Origin of the sequence: Nostoc sp., from assembly GCF_036916575.1 — a bacterium.
In the GTDB taxonomy this organism is placed as follows: domain Bacteria; phylum Cyanobacteriota; class Cyanobacteriia; order Cyanobacteriales; family Nostocaceae; genus Nostoc.
Window position 1 is genome coordinate 22,925 of the sequence record NZ_JBALGC010000053.1, and the last position, 17,481, is coordinate 40,405.

At 42.0% G+C, this 17,481-nt stretch carries 15 protein-coding genes; all 15 read right to left on the bottom strand.

Features of this window, described 5'->3' with window-relative positions:
- Positions 1–17 precede the first annotated feature (17 nt).
- The gene (locus V7L29_RS12205; RefSeq protein ID WP_334735620.1) at positions 18–1,064 is read right to left on the bottom strand and encodes an aliphatic sulfonate ABC transporter substrate-binding protein; all 1,047 of its coding nucleotides are present in this window, start codon (positions 1,062–1,064) and stop codon (positions 18–20) included.
- 536 nt (positions 1,065–1,600) lie between these two features.
- Positions 1,601–2,689 carry a sulfonate ABC transporter substrate-binding protein gene (locus tag V7L29_RS12210; RefSeq protein ID WP_334735621.1) on the bottom strand — a complete coding sequence of 363 codons (1,089 nt, stop codon included), beginning with the start codon at positions 2,687–2,689 and terminating at the stop codon, positions 1,601–1,603.
- A 399-nt stretch (positions 2,690–3,088) separates the two neighbouring features.
- Entirely contained in the window at positions 3,089–3,952 is an 864-nt protein-coding gene (locus V7L29_RS12215) for a TauD/TfdA dioxygenase family protein (protein ID WP_334689861.1), read from the bottom strand.
- A 37-nt stretch (positions 3,953–3,989) separates the two neighbouring features.
- Positions 3,990–5,096, bottom strand: a complete 1,107-nt coding sequence (locus V7L29_RS12220) for an aliphatic sulfonate ABC transporter substrate-binding protein (protein ID WP_334689860.1) — start codon at positions 5,094–5,096, stop codon at positions 3,990–3,992.
- A 355-nt stretch (positions 5,097–5,451) separates the two neighbouring features.
- Positions 5,452–6,453 (bottom strand): aliphatic sulfonate ABC transporter substrate-binding protein, encoded by a 1,002-nt coding sequence (locus V7L29_RS12225; protein WP_334735622.1) that lies wholly within the window; start codon positions 6,451–6,453, stop codon positions 5,452–5,454.
- A gap of 89 nt (positions 6,454–6,542) precedes the next feature.
- Positions 6,543–7,874: an LLM class flavin-dependent oxidoreductase gene (locus tag V7L29_RS12230; protein ID WP_334735623.1), complete on the bottom strand. Its 1,332-nt coding sequence runs from the start codon at positions 7,872–7,874 to the stop codon at positions 6,543–6,545.
- Between the two features lie 307 nt (positions 7,875–8,181).
- Positions 8,182–9,003: a class I SAM-dependent methyltransferase gene (locus V7L29_RS12235; protein ID WP_334735624.1), complete on the bottom strand. Its 822-nt coding sequence runs from the start codon at positions 9,001–9,003 to the stop codon at positions 8,182–8,184.
- Positions 9,004–9,176: 173 nt separating this feature from the next.
- Positions 9,177–10,358, bottom strand: coding sequence for an acyl-CoA dehydrogenase family protein (locus tag V7L29_RS12240; RefSeq protein ID WP_334735625.1), 1,182 nt, complete (start codon positions 10,356–10,358; stop codon positions 9,177–9,179).
- A gap of 176 nt (positions 10,359–10,534) precedes the next feature.
- Positions 10,535–11,200 (bottom strand): hypothetical protein, encoded by a 666-nt coding sequence (locus V7L29_RS12245; RefSeq protein ID WP_334735626.1) that lies wholly within the window; start codon positions 11,198–11,200, stop codon positions 10,535–10,537.
- The gene (locus V7L29_RS12250) at positions 11,152–12,015 is read right to left on the bottom strand and encodes an amidohydrolase family protein (RefSeq protein ID WP_334735627.1); all 864 of its coding nucleotides are present in this window, start codon (positions 12,013–12,015) and stop codon (positions 11,152–11,154) included. The genes V7L29_RS12245 and V7L29_RS12250 overlap by 49 nt, the downstream gene beginning before the upstream one ends.
- Positions 12,016–12,139: 124 nt before the next feature.
- Entirely contained in the window at positions 12,140–13,630 is a 1,491-nt protein-coding gene (locus tag V7L29_RS12255; RefSeq protein ID WP_334735628.1) for an amidohydrolase family protein, read from the bottom strand.
- Between the two features lie 160 nt (positions 13,631–13,790).
- Entirely contained in the window at positions 13,791–14,144 is a 354-nt protein-coding gene (locus tag V7L29_RS12260; RefSeq protein ID WP_334735629.1) for a hypothetical protein, read from the bottom strand.
- Entirely contained in the window at positions 14,117–15,343 is a 1,227-nt protein-coding gene (locus V7L29_RS12265) for an ABC transporter substrate-binding protein (RefSeq protein WP_334735630.1), read from the bottom strand. The genes V7L29_RS12260 and V7L29_RS12265 overlap by 28 nt, the downstream gene beginning before the upstream one ends.
- Before the next feature lie 19 nt (positions 15,344–15,362).
- Positions 15,363–15,692, bottom strand: a complete 330-nt coding sequence (locus V7L29_RS12270; protein ID WP_334689852.1) for a ferredoxin family protein — start codon at positions 15,690–15,692, stop codon at positions 15,363–15,365.
- Positions 15,689–17,311 (bottom strand): FAD-binding protein, encoded by a 1,623-nt coding sequence (locus tag V7L29_RS12275; protein WP_334735631.1) that lies wholly within the window; start codon positions 17,309–17,311, stop codon positions 15,689–15,691. The genes V7L29_RS12270 and V7L29_RS12275 overlap by 4 nt, the downstream gene beginning before the upstream one ends.
- Positions 17,312–17,481: the final 170 nt, after the last annotated feature.

The following is a 17,481-nucleotide window of genomic DNA, read 5'->3' on the forward strand; positions in this document are numbered from 1 at the left end:
CCTTTACCTGTTTACCGTTACTTGATATTCTCAGGTGTGATGGCTTGATATTGTAGAGTAGGAAGAATCGCTTGTCTAATATCTATCTTACGGGGGATGACTTTTTGTTCAAAATAAAAATCAGCAACACTCTGCTGTTGGGCAATGATCGCAGGTGTGATTCTTCTCAATTTATAACGACTACGGCGTACCACCTTTTCTACAATTGATACATCTAATTTCAGTTCAGGAGCTAAATCGTTGGCAATTATGGTTGGGTTTTTTTCAGCAAATTCTCCTACCTTCTCTGCTTCCTCCAAAAACACTCGCACCAATCCTGGATTTTGGGTAACAAATTGACGCCTGCCAATATAAAACCCGCCTAGAGTGTTAATTCTTGCTGCATTTCTCAGAATCCGAATCGGGATAGTATTTTCCGCAACAGCTAAAAGCGGATCGCCACCCACCCAGGCGTCAGCCTTGTCTTGAATAAAGGCGTCGCGAGCTCCAGATGGAGTCGAAGCAACGATTTGAATATCGCTAATTTTTAACCCTACCTCTTGCAAAGCTTTTGCTAGTAAATACTGTGCATTCGACCCTACCTGAAAAGCAACTTTCTTACCTTTAAGATCCGCTACTTTCTTAATCAGAGAATTAGCTTTCACCACAATACCTTGGTTTGTACCATCGGTGGGCGTGCGTCCAGCAATATAGACAACTTCAGGGATGGCTGCGCTTGCAGCTTGGGAAAATATTGGAGGTGTCTCTCCGACATTACCGATATCCACCTTACCTGCATTCAGCGCTTCGATCAATTGCGGCCCTGCTGCGAATGGCCCAACCCAATTCACGGTTACACCCAATGCTTTGAAACGTGGCTCAACAACTTTTCTGGCTTTGACAATATCACCAGAACTTTGATAGGCCAAGTTAATTACTTTGGCATTAAATTCGTTTGTCTGCGCTTGGGTGCTTTGCACTAGGCTACTCACAAAGGGAGATAATAAAGCAAACAGTCCTAGTGCTGAATATTGGACAACACGCTTTAAAACTGTGCGGCGTTGTGGTTGAAATGGCTTGTTCATGAGTTATAATTTTCCTCGTAGTTTTAGCTTTTAAGTTGTCAGTCTTACTTCCTTTCAGCAAGTAAGATAATTGGAAGTTGTTTTGTCAACCTCCTAGAACACCAATTCAGTATTAAAACTTGAGATTCTACTAATTGAAAAAATCTCTTTATGAATTTAGTAAATTGGTATTTTAGTTGGTTTGAAAAAACTGAGCGTTGTCAGTCTTACTTTCATCAAGTAAGATGATTGGAAGTTGTTATATCAAACTTATAGAACACCAGTTTAGTCTTAAAACTTGAGATTATACCAATTCAACAAATCTCTTTTTGGGTTTATTAAATTGGTATTCTAATTGGTTTGAAAAAACTTAGCGATGTTTTTAGCTATTTATCGAATGATTCACATTCATTCAAAAATCAAGTCTTGAGGTTTAGAAAAAGTGGCTTTTCGTCAATTCAGCTTGTTTAGGATGAAGCATTTAAAAGGATTCAAGATTGGGTATTGGAAAATTCTTTTATAGTCCCCAGTCCCTAGACTTCATATCTGATTAGTCTCTATTTTTCACTTATAAGTGTTGGTGGAGTGATAGCTGCATATTCTTTAGGTGTGAGTAGTGCTTCCTGAACATCAATCTTTTTAGGCAAGATTTTTTCGCTATAAAATAAATCTGCCACATTTTGTTGAGCTTTCATCAACTCTGGAGTAATTCCTTTAAGTCGATAATTAGCGCGTCCACAAATTATTTCTTGAATGGGTAGATCAATTTTAAGTACGGGTGCTATCAGTTTGGCTACCTCTTTACGATTTGCTTCTGCCCATTGACCGTTTTTATCAATCTCTTCCAAGATAATCCGAAGTAATTCCGGATTTTCCTTAGCAAACTCGCGTGTTCCTACATAGTATCCACCTGGAGTACCAATATTTGTGGCATCTCGCAGCACCCGCGCACCGTAGAGTTTTTCTACTAAAGCTAAGTGAGGATCACCAGTTACCCAAACTGGAATAGTTCCCTGAATAAATGCACCACGGGCTTCGACATTGGGCATACTCAAGACTGTAATATCACTGTATTTTAAGCCAACTTCTTCTAAAGCTTTGATGATAAAATAGTGAGAAGCTGAACCTTTTTGAAAAACTACTTTTTGCCCTTTGATATCAGCTAAAGTCTTAATTGGAGAACCTTTAGGAACTGCGATCGCACTCCCTTTCCCGGAAGTAGCAGTAATTCGTCTACCAGCAAGATAGACGATTCTTGCACCAGCAGCTTGAGCAAAAATGGGAGGAGTTTCTCCAACTGTTCCAATATCAATTTTGCCGACATTCATCGCTTCCATGAGTTGCGGCCCTTGGGCAAATTGCGCCCATTCAACTTTGACACCTAAGGGTTCTAAACGTTTTTCTAAAACTCCTGTCACTCTAACTAAATCACCAGAGCTTTGATACCCAATTCGCAGCACTTTTGTTTTAAGACTAATAGTTGTTGTTGCTGCTGTCTCGGCTTTGGGATCGGTTGCAGTATTTGTATTATTGCTGGGTGAAGTACAACTTATTAATGTGCTAGATAAAGCCAAAAAACCAGGCATTAAAAATAATGCTAATTTCCTGATTTTTATTGGTTTAATTTTAACAGAATTGCTAAACATTTTATTCCTCAATATTAAAATAAATATCTGATTTCAAGATAATTAATAATGTTTTAAATAAATTATTTCCCGCTTTTAAATATAACTATAGAGCATTTTGCAACTTTTAATATTTGTCTAAATTCTAACTATTTTTTGATTTAAAAATAGTGTTAATTAACACTATTTTATTAAAAAAACAATATTTTTTAATTTACTTTGTGATAACATCTCATAGGAGAATATCACAATTTATTTAGAAATAAATTGTGATTATTTAGTATAAGTTAGTTAAAAACTTTTATCTAATAAATCAAGTTTTTGTCCTGTATAATTTATGAATTAGTGTGGATAATTTTCACTTATAATTTTGGTTTTGTAGAGACGCAATTTCTTGCATCTCTACTTCAGATATAGAGATTAAAAGGGACGACTACCTGCAAGGCTAACCCGCTTCAATACCCGTCGCTCATTCGGATCGAACGCTTGACGATAATGCAAGGTAGCTTGATTATCCCAGTAGACAATATCGCCTACAGACCATTTGTGTTGGTAGTAGAATTGGGGCTGATTCAAATGTTGACGCAACTGTTCAATCAGTTTAGATCCTTCTTGAGGTGCTAATCCTACAATTTCTACTTCAGTAGCAGCATCTAAGTAAAGATGCTTTTTGCCACTCTCAGGATGTGTCCGCACTAGAGGATGGGGAAAGATAGGACTTATTAAGGGAATATTTTTGTCTAAACGATACAAAGAGCGGGGTGCATTCCGGTCTCGTAAGAATGGGTTGTAGGTAATTAACTGTAAATCTGCAATCCGTTCTTTAGTGGTTTCGTCTAACGCCTCATAGGCCAAATTGGTATTTAACCAATAAGTATTTCCACCTTGAGAAGGTATTTCCAAAGCATAAAGAAGCGAACCACTAGATGGGGTAGGAGTCCATTTGTGGTCAGAATGGAAAGTTAGTTCTCCACTACCGGTATAGCCACCATCGACGTTGGAAATCGGAATCACCACAGGAGTTTCTCCCGGTTTAGAAGCGAGTACTGGAGTTTCATCAGATGGTACAAAGAGTGCGCCAAAGTATAACGAAAAGTTCAAAAGCTGTTCATCAGAGAGTTGTTGCTCTCTAAAAATCAAGATATGGCGATCGCGCAGAGCTTTCTTAAGTTGTAATATGACTTCAGGTGCAATAGGTTGACTAGCATCAATATCGGTAACTATGGCTCCCAAAGGGGCATCAATAGACCTAATTTTAACCTCTATCAAAGTCGAGGTAGGCATAACATTCTCCTGTATTTTAGTTTCTTCTTGGGAATAACTACTTATTTGCTAACACCTCTGAGGGAGTAATTTTGGCGTACTCTTCAGGTGTCAAAAACCCGTCTCTAACATTCACTTTCTTGGGGATAAGTCCTAAGCTGTACCACTTGTCTGCAACTTCCTGTTGCTTGATAATGGTTTTCTCAGTAATCGGTACCAGCCCATACTCATATTTCTTATGCATTATTTCTAAAGTCGGTGGATCTAGCTGAGTTACAGGAGCGAGCAGTTGTGCTACTTCTTTGGGATGATCCTTAGTCCAGATTTCTGCCTTTTCTAGCTCCTGTAGAAACACTTTGATCACGTCAGGATGAGCCTGATAAAACTGGCGTGAGGTTGAGTAAAAGTTGCCAGTATCCCGCAACTTACCACCATCTGCTAAAACACGAGCTATTTTATTTTGTTCATTTCTGGTAGCGAATGGCTCCCAAATATACCAAGCATCCACTTTATTCTGACTGAATGCCGCATTTGCATCTGCTGGGGGTAAAAAAACTGATTGGACATCACTCAGTTTCAGTCCTGCATCTTCTAATGCTTTAACTAATAGGTAGTGGCCAATAGAAGCTTTCTGAAAAGCCACTTTTTTGCCTTTCAAATCGCTAACAGTTTTAATCGGAGACTTTACAGGAACTAGAAGTGAAATAGATTTACCACTAGGGTGTGTAGTAGCTAGATAAACAAGGGGCACTCCTGCTGCTTGTGAAAATACAGGAGGCGATTCGGCTGTAGATGCGATATCCAGTCCATTTGCATTCAGAGCTTCTAGCTGTTGTGGCCCAGCCGCAAACTCAGGCCACTGTACTTTAAAACCCAGAGGTTCTAATCGCTTTTCCAAAGAACCCTGCTTTTCTAAAACTGCTAGAGCAGTAAGTTGTTTTGAACGGACAATCCGTACTACTTGCTTCTTAGTTGACTTCTCTGTAGTGCTAGATGAAGCTACTGACTCAGGGGAAGCTGCCGACTGCTGAGTGTTATTTTGTGCTTGACTACAACTCGATAAAACCGTCGATAGCATTAAGCAGTAGCCTAGAGCAAACAACAAAGAACGACGTGTTGTTCTTTGGTTTTTCCTGAATTCAAACTTTCCTTTTAAAGCTGGCATGGGTTGTTTTATTTATTTCCGTCTAAATGGTCAGAACAATTATGATTAATTACGAATTAAATAACAAAAAGAACTCTTATTTATTAATATAATTGATAATTAGATTAATTAAATATTTTTTCTATAATTAAAAATATATATGAATTACTGATTTAATTTACATCGAGTTATTAGCATCATTATTATTAAATTCTGTAAAACTATTAGAATTACATAAAACAAGCTGTACAACACTGTTGAGCGTAAACAGCTACAGGCGGCAAAAGCCTTTTCAACCGCATCGAAAATATAATCCAGTAGTGAGTATAAATAACCTACTGATTGGATTCTGAATTTTGATTTATCTTTTAATAAATCAACTCTTAGGTTTCCACACTGCATCTTTGACTTTAAAAGTTTTAGGAATTAGCTTTTGGCTGTAAAAAAGGTCAACTACGTGCTGTTGTTCGGTGACAAATTCATCAGTTATATCAAACACACCAAAGATAGGGCGTCTTTCTAAAGCCCATTTCCAGACTTCTGGTTGTTGTCTAGTTTGCGCTGCCAACAACTTAGTAACTTCATTGGGGTTAGCTTTAGCCCATTCTTCTACCTTCCTTTGTTCTGACAAAATCACTTTCACCAAGTCGGGGTGATTTTCAGCAAAATTGCGTGTAGCGATATAGTAGGCTCTTTGGGGGGCGACATCAGAACCTTTGACTAGAACTCGTATTTCATTTGCTAGCTCTTTTCGAGCATAAAATGGATCACTAGTGGGTAACACGTCAACTTTGCCACCTTCAAAAGCAACCTGACTTTCTGGAATAGTCAGGTAAGCAGGCTGAATATCATTGAGAGTTAATCCGGCACTCGCTATAGCTTTCAAAAGCAAATATTGCAGGGCTGTTCCTTTTTGTATAGCAACTTTTTTACCCTTGAGTTCAGCGAGGGTTTTGATTGGTGAATCCTTACGGACAATAACTGCTTGAGCGCCTGCGCTGGAGCCAGTAGCAGCAACATAGACAATGGGATTATCACCAGCTTGGGCAAAAATCGGTGGTAGGTTCCCAACGTTGCCAATATCAACGCTGTTTGCGGCCATTGCTTCCATCATTGGAGGGCCGCCCCGGAATTCTATCCACTTGATAGTTATGCCATCAGGAGCAAAACGCTTTTCCAAATAGCCCTGAGCTTTGAGTAAGTTCAGACCAGGAGTACCGCTCTGATGACCAATGTTGATCACCTCTAGTTTTTTTGAGCTTGCAGTAGTTTTCTCAACTTGGGGACTATTAATTTGAGTGCTTTGAGAGCTACAGCCTGTAACTAACAGAAAAGTCGTAAACGCCAGCAAAAAATAACGAGCTATACTCGCAGGCAACCATGACTTTCTGTAGCTTCTGAGCATAATTAAATGTAATTTCTTGAGGAGACTGAATATTTTTAGTCTTTATTTTGTTGGACTTAATTTTACTGGTAATTCAGGCTTTTTAGTCCTAGATGCTCTCGCAATGTATTGCCAGTGTACTCTTTACGGAATAATCCCCGTCGTTGTAATTCTGGAATTACTAAATCCACAAAATCTTCAAATGCACCAGGAATATAAGCTGGTGAAATCACGAAACCATCAGCGCCTTCATCTTGGAAGATTGCTTGGAGTTGGTCAGCAATTTGAGTAGGGCTACCAACAATTTGTAAAACTAAACGACTTTGACCGTAACGTTTCCCAATTTCTCCCAAAGTTAAACCTTGGTCTTGGCTCAATTTCAAAATTTGGTCATACATACTCTGACCACCTTCACGAAATTCTAATTCACTTAAAGGCTTATCTAAGGGAAATTCCGAGAGATCGTAATTGAGGGCATTAGATAGAGAGGCTAAACCCACTAATGGGTGAACTAATTCATGGTGTAGTGCTTGTTTTTCTTTGGCAATACTTTCTGTTTCCCCGATAAAAGGCACTACAGCTGGTAAAATTTTGCAATCTTCTGGATCACGTCCATATTTTCCCATCCGCGATTTCACATCTTTGTAGAAAGTTTTCATATCAGCGGGTGTGAGTGGAGATGTGAAAATGGTTTCTGCCCAACGAGCCGCAAATTCTTTACCACGTCCAGAAGAACCGGCTTGGATGATTACTGGACGACCTTGGGGGGTGCGAGGAACTGTTAAAGGCCCTCTCGTTTTGAGCCATTTTCCAGAGTGGTGAACGTAATCGACTTTAGTAGGATCGGCAAAAATTCCATTTTCTTTATCTAAAACTAATGCACCTTCTTTCCAGCTATCCCAAAGTTTAAAGGTAGCTTCGATAAATTCATCAGCGCGATCGTAACGTGTGTCATGTTCTAAATGTTTTTCTATACCAAAATTTTGGGCTGTACCATCACCACTAGAGGTGACAACATTCCAAGCGGCCCGACCTTTAGAAAGGTGATCTAATGTCGCAAATGTCCTGGCTAAATCGTAGGGAGCATAGTATGTTGCAGAACGTGTTACACCCACTCCGATTTTTTGGGTAGCAACAGCCATTGTCGTCGCAACTAGAACAGGATCTAAGGTGACAGCACCTTGAGTACCATACTTGATGCTGGTTTCAAAACTGTTGCCATAGCGGTCTGGAAGCGCCAAAATATCTGCGAAGAAAACTAAATCAAACTTACCGCGTTCTAAAGTACGGGCGACATTTTGATAATACTCTGGTTGGAGAAAACCTGAATGTGTTTTGGGATGACGCCAGATGCCATGACTGTGAACAACATGGGAAGCGTGCATGAAGCCAGCCAAGTGCATTTGCTTTGACATTATGACACTTCCTTGTAAAATTCAAATTTTTTGTAGCTCAGTTTTTTGAATTGGTTAAATTCGCTTATGTAATGCATATCGGTCATCGGGGAGAACTTTTTAATAAATAAAAATAATTTTTTTTAATGTCTGAAGTTAGGAAATAGAGTGGGTATAACCCACCCTATAAGGAACTCGATGAACTGAAAATTTAATAGTTAGGAGGGAAAAATTTAGGAAGTGGAGTGAGAAGGGCCCACTCCAATGTCGTGCTAATGGAAGGTTGAAACTTGTGAGTGCAACTTTGTCTTGTTCGTGTTCAATTTTGCTAGTGCTTCCAAGCAACTAGGATTGTAGCTTTGAGTTCTTCTGTAAAATGTCCAGACGGCTCAACTGCTAATAGCGCTTCTCTAAGATCCGTTTCAAATGCTGGGGCGTTATCGCCATAGAAAATTTTGAGAGAAAAGGCTGTAGTGTATAAGTAACCGAGATAGCTATCGAGAGTCCAAGATTTTTCAAATGGCACTTCATAGACTTCTTGACGAACAAAAGCCGAATTGCCAATTACGACTTCATGGGGAGGATCGACTGGCTTACGAGTGCCTTGTCCTCGTTGTCCAGTCCGCCGCTCTTCACCTAACCATTTCTTCACTACTCCCACAGCAGCTTGTTTCCAAGGTAGATTGCTTTCCCAAGGGTTGTCACCAGTGTTAAGCAGTGCTAGTCCACCATCATCAGTAAGCAATTCATAAAGGCGTTCAAGTACGAGTTCGCGTTCCATCCAGTGAAAAGCTCTACCAATAGTGGCTAACTTGAATGTCCCGAAACTAGAGTCGATGAACTCTGCTCCTTGTTTTAACCAAGTAATATTATTTGCTCCTACTGCTGCTGCTTGCCGTTTAGCTTCTGCAATCATTTCTGGATCGGGATCGATCGCAACAACTTCCTCAAATCTGGTTCGCAGAGGAATTGAAATTAATCCTGGCCCAGTACCTAAGTCAAGGAGTCGTCCTTGACCATTAAGATTAAATATTTCGGCTAGTTTGTCGAATACAACAGGTGGGTATTTAGTTCTATATTGAGCGTAGCCCTCAGCGGCTCCTTCAAATAAACTTGGATCATAGGTAGGAAGTGTTTTTAGTTGAGTCATATCAATTTTGGATTTTAGATTTTAGATTTTGGATTTAAGTAAGTAAGGTGGAGATTATAGAACGCCCACCCTACAAGACAGCGAGTAGACAGCTTAAATATTGGGCATTGGAGAGTAAGGAGTAAGGAAATGGAGAAGCAAATAATTTTTCCTCATGCCCCATGCCCCATGCCCTAAGAATATTGTGTAATCACGGGTAGCTGATCGTTGAGTACCCAATCGCCGATCGCTCGCAATTTGTAGTCCACAGGATCGTGGAGGGTAAAGGTTCGTAAATCCCGCCAGTAACGGTCAAATCCATATTTGGTTGCAGTGGCGCGAGTTCCGGTAACTTCAAAGATGCGGTTGGTAATATCTATACCTACACGGGTAGCTAATGCCTTGGCTGCGGAAACTGCGATCGCTACTTCTCCCCTCTCTTGATGAGTGAGTGCTGCATCCTTGTCCCATGCTGCTTGCACCTTCAAGGCTGCTTGGTCGGCTAGAGCGATCGCAGCTTGGATTTCAATCCAAAAATCACCGTAATGATGCAGAATATATGGGTCTTGAGTCGCACTATCTACCCCTGATGTAATCCACGGTTTAGTAGTAGTTTTAGTGTACTCACGAGCAGCGGCAAAGGCTCCTTTAGTAACTCCCAGATAAACGTTGGTTTTTGTTAGCTGGGCAATAATCCCAAGAAAAGTTGAGAAGGCGCTATCAGGGGGATTAGGTGGCCCCAAAATCTCATCTTTCTCTACTAAGACATTGTTAAATGTATAACTACCGCTATCAGTGCGACGTTGACCGATATTGTCCCAATCTTGATTGGAAACTAACCCTTCCCTGTCTTTAGGAATTATGAATATAAAGGGCAATTCTACACCATCTTCCAAAGCGGAGAATACCCGATAATCTGCAACAGAAATACCCGTACCAAAGCTTTTAAGACCATTAACCCGAAAATTTTCACCTTCTGGGTTAATTTTCAGCCTAGTATCCCGCGTATTGATAGCATTCGCCCAAAATAAGTTATTCTTAGCAGTTTCTCTATAATATTTTGCCTTTTGGGCTGGCGTGCCGGAAACGTGACCCAAAGCCGTTAAGTTGAGATGATTACCATACAACTGACCAATTGATCCATCTGCTTTTGACAGTTTTCTAACAATTTTTAAGGCATCAATCCAAGTTGCACCAATTCCACCATATTGCTTAGGTACAATCAGTGATAGCAGGCTACTCTCACGCAGTTTATTAATTTCCTCTTCTGGAACTCCGGCTTTAGCATCCCGTTCAACTGCGGATTGAGCAAGTTCCTTGGATAAAGAAGCTGCTAGGTCAATGTAGTCCTTTGGTTTTGTAATGTCTAGCACCATAATCAAATCATCCTTAGTAATTGTTTCAGCAGTAGGCAGCAATTAGATGCAGAATTTTAGGAGAAATGTAGAGTGGGCAAAACCCACCCCACAAATGAACAGAGGAAATGGAACATGGAACACTGTTGAGGATTGGGTACTGGGGACTGGGAAAACTTTTACTTAGTCTCCAGCCCCTAGTCCCCAGTCGCTAGAAATTTATCTGCGGCTTTCTCAACACCTGTACCCTTGAAGAAGTCTTGATTGAGACTGGTGTACAACTCCAAAGGATGGATTGAGAGGAAGTAGCGCAGGTCTTCTTCGGTAATGATTTCCTGTTCTGCCATTGAGTAGGCGTTGGCAGTAACGGCGGTGATATCCGGTACATCCCAGTGACCAGAATCAGAACCCAAGAAGGCTTTAACACGATCGCTAAAGGGATTCGCAGCACGATTAAAAGCTTGGGATACACGGGTATCATCTGATTCCGTACCGAAGTAGAAATGATTCAAGAAGCGATCGCGCACATCTTCTGGCTGATCAATTCCTGCTAGTTCAAATTCATCAAGTTCGCCTGGATCTTCGGGAGACAATAGTTGATGGTGGAATCCTAAACCGTCACCAATTTTATCTAAGCGTCCATCTACAAGTTCGCCACCGTAGCGGGTGTACAACTCTACTAATGTTTCCTTATCGATAATTGCAGGATTGTTATTTGACAACAAATGTTGTTTGTTGCGGGTTTCCCAATGCCAAATAATATCAGCGTATAGACTAGCACCCCAAGCTGAACCACCTTCTAAGAAGGCAAACTTTAATTGCGGGAAGCGGCGGTAACTCCACCAAAGAACAGCGATTTGCATAATGCTTCTGCTGCAAAGGCAAAGTGATTAATGTGATTGTACTGGGCGTTGGTAACAGAACGCTGAGTTGTCCAACCTTGGCTAGAAGCGTGAGTTGTGGGAACAACTTTGAGTTCTACGCACTTAGCCCAGAATGGATCGTAATCATACTGGCTATCTAAGCCAAAGTTATCAATCCAAACCACTTCGTTAGCGACTTCTTTGCCATACTTCTCAAAGGCAGGAATTGGACGACGAACATAACCAGGGATTTGAATCGCTTTAAGTCCCAGAACATTTACCGCATATTCTAACTCTTCAATCCCTTCTTCGGGAGTGTGCAGTGGAATCGCGGCAATGGGTGTTAGGCGATCGCTATAAGGGCGGAAAATGTCAGCATGGTAGGTGTTAACTGCCCGACAAACAGCCCGCCGCATTTCTTCGTTACCGATATTCGGGGTCAAAGTTGCCAAGTTGGGGTACACCACAGCAAAGTCTGTACCTGCTTCTTGCAAGCGCTCATGCAGCAACTTGGGTAAGCTAATGGTAGCCAAATTCAAAGTATTTTTTGTGGGACGACCCCACCAGTTAGGGCGATTGCTGCGATAAGCAAAACGTTCTTCCCAAGTTTGTTTATACCACTTAAAGATGGAAGATCCTGGTAAATTCTCTTTAAAACGCTCTACAAGCGCAGTTCCACTAACTTGCTCTAAATAATCCAAGACTGCTGGTTCAAATTCCTGGGTATGTACATCAGTGTCAATGATTGGATAACCAAGTTTTTCCCGAATTTGAGCAGACCTGGTTTTTTGTGGGCGGTCTAGAGCGATCGTCATAATAGTTTACCCTCATCAAATGTTTATAGGCATTGGCAAAGACGCGATAAATCGCCGTCTTTACAAGAATCAATCCTTTGTAGAGACGGCGATTTATCGCGTCTCTTAAACCGAACCGTATTGCCTAGCCCCTACTCCCTTTCGCAGCCAAAAATTCATCTGCGGCTTTCTCGACAGCCGTACCTTTGAAGAAATCACTATTCAGGCTGGTGTATAACTCCAAGGGATGAATTGACAGGAAATATTGCAAATCTTCTTCGCTGATAATCTTGCGTTCTACCATTGAATAGGTATTAGCTGTGATCGCAGTAATATCAGGAACGTCCCAGTGACCAGAATCGGAACCTAAAAATGCTTTAACACGATCGCCATAAGGATTAGCTTTGCGGTTAAAAGCTTGAGCTACACGGGTATCATCTGATTCTGTGCCAAAGTAGAAATGATTTAAGAAGCGATCGCGGATATCCTCTGGTTTTGTAACTCCTGCTACGGCGAATTCATCCAAATCACCTGGCTCTAGAGGAGATATTAAGTCAGCGTGGAAACCTAGACCGCTACCTAGCTGATCCAAACGATCATGTACTAATTCATCACCATAACGGGTATAGAGTTCCAGCAGTTCTTCATAATTAACATTGGCAGGATTGTTATTTTCCACCATATGATCTTTATTGCGGGTATCCCAGTGCCAAATCAAATCGGTGTACAAACTAGCACCCCAAGCTGCACCTCCTTCTAAAAAGGCAAACTTGAGTGTGGGGAAGCGGTGAGTTACACCACCAAAGAATAAAGATTTACATAATGCTTCCGCAGCCGAAGCAAAGTGACCAATATGGTTGTATTGGTAATTGCTAATCGAACGCCGATTTATCCAACCCATACCAGAAGAGTGGGTGGTGGGTACAACTTTCAGTTCTACGCACTTCGCCCAGAAGGGATCGTAATCATATTTGCTATCCAAGCCAAAGGTGTCAATCCAGATGGCTTCGTTGGCTACTTCTTCGCCATACTTCTCAAAAGCGGGAATCGGGCGGCGGATATGTCCGGGGATTTGAATTGCTTTGAGTCCCAGAATCTTTACCGCATATTCCAACTCTTTGATCGCCTCTTCGGGCGTATTCATTGGGATGGAAGCAATGGGTGTTAAGCGATCGCTATAAGGACGGAAAATATCAGCGTGGTAAGTGTTAGCTGTACGGCAAACAGCCCGCCGCATTTCTTCATTGCCGATATGTAGTGCCATAGTTGCCAAGTTCGGGTACACAACGGCAAAGTCTGTACCTGCTTCTTGTAAGCGCTCGTGCAGCAACTTTGGCAAACTAACGGTAGCTAAATTTAGGGGATCATTGGTGGGACGAGTCCAGAAGGGAGGGCGGGCTGTGCGGTGAGTGCGGCGTTCTTCCCAAGATTGGTTGAACCATTTAGAGCGAGATGCACCAGGTAAGTGTTCTTGAAAACGTTGTGCGATCGCAGTTCCAGCAACTTGCTCTAAATAGTCCAAAAATGCTGGGGGAAACTCTTGGGTATGTACATCGGTGTCAATAATCGGATAACCCAGTTTTTCCCGAATTTGAGCAGACTTGGTTTTTTGTGGACGGTCTAGTGCAATAGTCATATCATGTTACCTAAATTTTCAAATGAATTGGTCAAACAATTTTGGATTTTAGATTTTGGATTGATTTGACAGATAAATTTATTAGCTCTGTACATCAGGGAATTATTGGTCACGAGGGAAGTAGGAAGCCTTTGAGCCTTTAAGCTTGGGAGTTAAGCCTTTAAGCTTGGGAGTTAAGCCTTTGAGCTTGGAACGTTAAGCCTTTAAGCTTGGAAGTTAAGCCTTTAAGCTTGGAAGTTAAGCCTTTAAGCTTGGAAGTTAAGCCTTTAAGCTTGGGAGTTAAGCCTTTAAGCTTGGGAGTTAAGCCTTTAAGCTTGGAAGTTAAGCCTTTGAGCTTGGGAGTTAAGCCTTTAAGCTTGGGAGTTAAGCCTTTGATGCTAAAAATTGCGTTTTTGAAAGACTTAATTACAAAAATCTGTTTTTCTTGCTTAGAAAAGTCACTGATTTCTGCTTCCCCTACTCCCGCATCTGGGATGACAGATAAAATTAACGCTGTTGTTTGTTCACAACCCAATCTGTTAATTTAAAATTCGACTTTGCTAAACCCTGCGAAACTAAAAAATTCTTAGTGCCTTCTAAAAGTTTCACACCCTCGGCTGGTAATGGTTCTTCTGACACCTGTTGGAGTGGGAACGATACTTTGATGATATCGACGGGATATTTGGTAATTTGGGCGTGGTACTGATAATATTCTTCAGAATTAGCTTTTAAATCCTTGGTTGCTTCTGTGAGAATTGCATTAAACTTCTGAGGAAAATCAGGCTGTTTAGCCAGAAAGCTTTCAGTCGCTACAACTAATGATGTTCCTGAAAGACCCTGATGATTTGCCGAAGAATCAATCACTGGAAACCCTTGTGATTTCAGAAAAGGCCCCAGATCACTTGAAGTTGCATAAGCAGCTACATCACCATGTTCTAAAGCCGCTTTTGCCTCAGTAGTCATCAAGTGGACAACTTTTACATCTTTGGCAATTTTAGCTTCAGCTAACAGACCCAGCAGGTATCGATGCATATAAGAACCTTTTTGGGTAGCTATTTTCTGACCTTTAAGTTCAGCCAGCGATCGCGGGCCATTCTTTTTCGCAACTAGCCAGGCGGTTGTATTAAATTGGGTGATCCGCAGCAATCGAGTTTCCACACCCCTAGCTCTCAAAACTATGGCTGGTGTATCTCCTAAAGAACCAACATCTAATTGACCTGCGACAAGCGCTTCATTTAGATCCGGCCCGTTAGGAAATCGCGCAAAAGTAATGTTTTTAAATCCTAATTTTTGCAGTTCACGATTTAATATTCCCTTTTTCTTTGCCCAACCAAGTGGCCCTGTAGGTTCTACACTACCTACATAACCTATACGTAGGGTAGAAATGCTATTAGATGCAGCTACAGCGCTAGCACTCTTAGCATTAATCGCTTCAATGGATTGAGCAGATTTAGTTTCGCCTTGGCTACATGCTGTAGTTAGTAGCAGTAGGACACAAGCCACTGAGGTTGATAATCTGGAAGGAAGTTTATAGCGGTTTCTGATTGGGTGAGGTACAGTTTTGACCTCTCTCCAAACCTCTCTCCTAAAAGGAGAGAGGCTTTGAATTTTTCCCCCTTCCCGCGTCGGGAAGGGGGTTAGGGGGTTAGGTCTGTCTGCATCTCTGTACCTCACCAAATTGAAAATGGCTATATTTTTACTGATAGAACCTGTTCCTACTTTGAACGACAGCATGACTCTTTTCTCCGCTGTACTATTTCATCTGCTTCAAAATTTGGAATGTTTGATCGACTTTTGCTTTTGAAGTACGTTTATGTCCCCAACCGACGTTTTCACGGTAACTACCCAGTAGCCCGACTTCTACCAATTCTGCCTCGTTGACTGAAGTCTGCATGTCACTTTCTGGTGCTACATAAAGAGCGTCAACTGGACAATATAATTCGCACATATAACAGGTTTGGCAGTCACTCTGTCTAGCAATGCTTGGCGGTGCATCAGGTACACGGTCAAACACGTTAGTCGGGCAAATGTTCACGCAGATATTACAATTTATGCACCGTGACTCGCTGACCAACTCAATCACACTAATGCTCCTATTTTAGATGGTAACTTTTCTGTACTCTCTAAAGGCTGAACCTTAACCCAGACTTGATCTAATCCGCCACTAATTAAGTAATGTTGCTGGTTAGCATCAAGTTCTGGATAGTCTAAGTGTCTGTGCATACCACGAGTTTCTTTACGTTCAATGGCACTGCTGTACATCCATCGCGCTGTGGCTACCATCGCCGCAGCTTCTCGCGCCCGGATTAGCTCTTTCTCTGACGTTACCTGGCTACTGCGGAGTTCTTGCCAAAGATAATTTAGCCTACCCAAAGACTCGGTTAAACCTTGTTCGGTACGGAAATAGTTCTTTTCGTAGGGAAATACTTCAGCTTGGACTGCCTGAATCACTTCATCAGTTGCTATTTGAGAGCGATCGCTCCCACTGTGTAATAATACTTCTCCAACACCCTTAACTTGGCGTTGAGTTTTCTGTTCTCCCAAACTGCGAGTATATTCAGCAGCCGATTGACCTGACCAATAGCCAGAAGATATTGCCCAAGCCGCGTTGTGGCTACCACCACCAGTGAATCCGCCACAAATCAGTTCGCGTGTGGCAGCATCTCCAGCCGCGTAGAGTCCCCGTACAGAACTGGCACAACTCTCATCTACAATCCGAATTCCTCCCGTACCGCGCACGGTTCCCTCTAAACGCAGAGTCACAGGGAAACGTTGGGTAAATGGATCAATGCCTGCACGGTCAAAGGGTAAAAAGAAGTTAGGCTGTGCTAAACGCATAGATGCCCGCATTGATTCAGCCGCTTTGTCTATGATGGCGTAAACTGGCTGTTGCAACAATGTCTGGGCAATTACTGAACGTCTATGAGAGCTTGCCCCCGGAATCACAGTACCATCTTCGTAGGTGAAGGTTGCCCAATTATAGAACAGGGTTTTGGTAACTGAAGAAAAAGCGGGGGAGATGCCATAAGCATTGGAAAATTCCATACCCGACATCTCGGCACCTGCTTCAGCCGCCATGAGATAACCATCCCCTGTCAGGACGTTGCATCCTAACGCTTTACTCAAGAATGCACAGCCGCCTGTAGCAATGATCGTGGCTGGCGATCGCACTACCCATTTACTACCAGTCTGACGATTCATACCTGTTGCACCAGCAACAGCACCATCGTCATCAACCAATAGTTCTAAGGCGGGGCTGTTGTCTAAAATTTTGACTCCTGCCCTTTGGATTTGTCGCCGCATCAGCCGCATATACTCTGGACCTTGCAGCGATCGCCGATAGGGTTTAGCTTCATCGTCAGTAGGAAAGGGATAACCCCACTCTGCTAACTGATTAACGTTTACATAGGTCTGATTCAGTACCCGATCCATCCAGTGGCGATCAGATAAAAAACCACCCAATGATTCCCGACTTGCCTTTGCTGTTTCTCGTACTTCTGGGTCGGGTGGGACGTACCACACACCATTACCAGACGCAGCAGCGCATCCAGTTGTACCACAGTATCCTTTGTCTACAAGCACAACTCTAGCTCCACTTGATGCAGCACTCCATGCCGCCCAAGTTCCTGCTGGCCCACCTCCAATTACAAGCACATCTGTTTGGAGGTCGAGTTCAAAATCGGTTGTTAACGTCTTCAGCATCTACCATTTCCCCCCATCGATAAAGTCTTAAGCATCAAGTCTTCACCCCATCGATGCTGCAAAATATTCCCAAACCTGTTTGCCTATCTACTTGATGGCTTGCTAGTAGCCTTAATTTGCGGCTCCTTAAGACAAGTTGCCACCAGATTGGTATCAAACTAACTACTTCA

What these genes read in the sequence shown, in the direction of transcription:
- V7L29_RS12205 (WP_334735620.1), bottom strand. Translation starts at nt 1,064, where the DNA reads ATGAACAAGCCATTTCAACCACAACGCCGCACAGTTTTAAAGCGTGTT.
- V7L29_RS12210 (WP_334735621.1), bottom strand. Translation starts at nt 2,689, where the DNA reads ATGTTTAGCAATTCTGTTAAAATTAAACCAATAAAAATCAGGAAATTA.
- V7L29_RS12215 (WP_334689861.1), bottom strand. Translation starts at nt 3,952, where the DNA reads ATGCCTACCTCGACTTTGATAGAGGTTAAAATTAGGTCTATTGATGCC.
- V7L29_RS12220 (WP_334689860.1), bottom strand. Translation starts at nt 5,096, where the DNA reads ATGCCAGCTTTAAAAGGAAAGTTTGAATTCAGGAAAAACCAAAGAACA.
- V7L29_RS12230 (WP_334735623.1), bottom strand. Translation starts at nt 7,874, where the DNA reads ATGTCAAAGCAAATGCACTTGGCTGGCTTCATGCACGCTTCCCATGTT.
- V7L29_RS12235 (WP_334735624.1), bottom strand. Translation starts at nt 9,003, where the DNA reads ATGACTCAACTAAAAACACTTCCTACCTATGATCCAAGTTTATTTGAA.
- V7L29_RS12240 (WP_334735625.1), bottom strand. Translation starts at nt 10,358, where the DNA reads ATGGTGCTAGACATTACAAAACCAAAGGACTACATTGACCTAGCAGCT.
- V7L29_RS12245 (WP_334735626.1), bottom strand. Translation starts at nt 11,200, where the DNA reads ATGCAAATCGCTGTTCTTTGGTGGAGTTACCGCCGCTTCCCGCAATTA.
- V7L29_RS12250 (WP_334735627.1), bottom strand. Translation starts at nt 12,015, where the DNA reads ATGACGATCGCTCTAGACCGCCCACAAAAAACCAGGTCTGCTCAAATT.
- V7L29_RS12255 (WP_334735628.1), bottom strand. Translation starts at nt 13,630, where the DNA reads ATGACTATTGCACTAGACCGTCCACAAAAAACCAAGTCTGCTCAAATT.
- V7L29_RS12265 (WP_334735630.1), bottom strand. Translation starts at nt 15,343, where the DNA reads ATGCTGTCGTTCAAAGTAGGAACAGGTTCTATCAGTAAAAATATAGCC.
- V7L29_RS12275 (WP_334735631.1), bottom strand. Translation starts at nt 17,311, where the DNA reads ATGCTGAAGACGTTAACAACCGATTTTGAACTCGACCTCCAAACAGAT.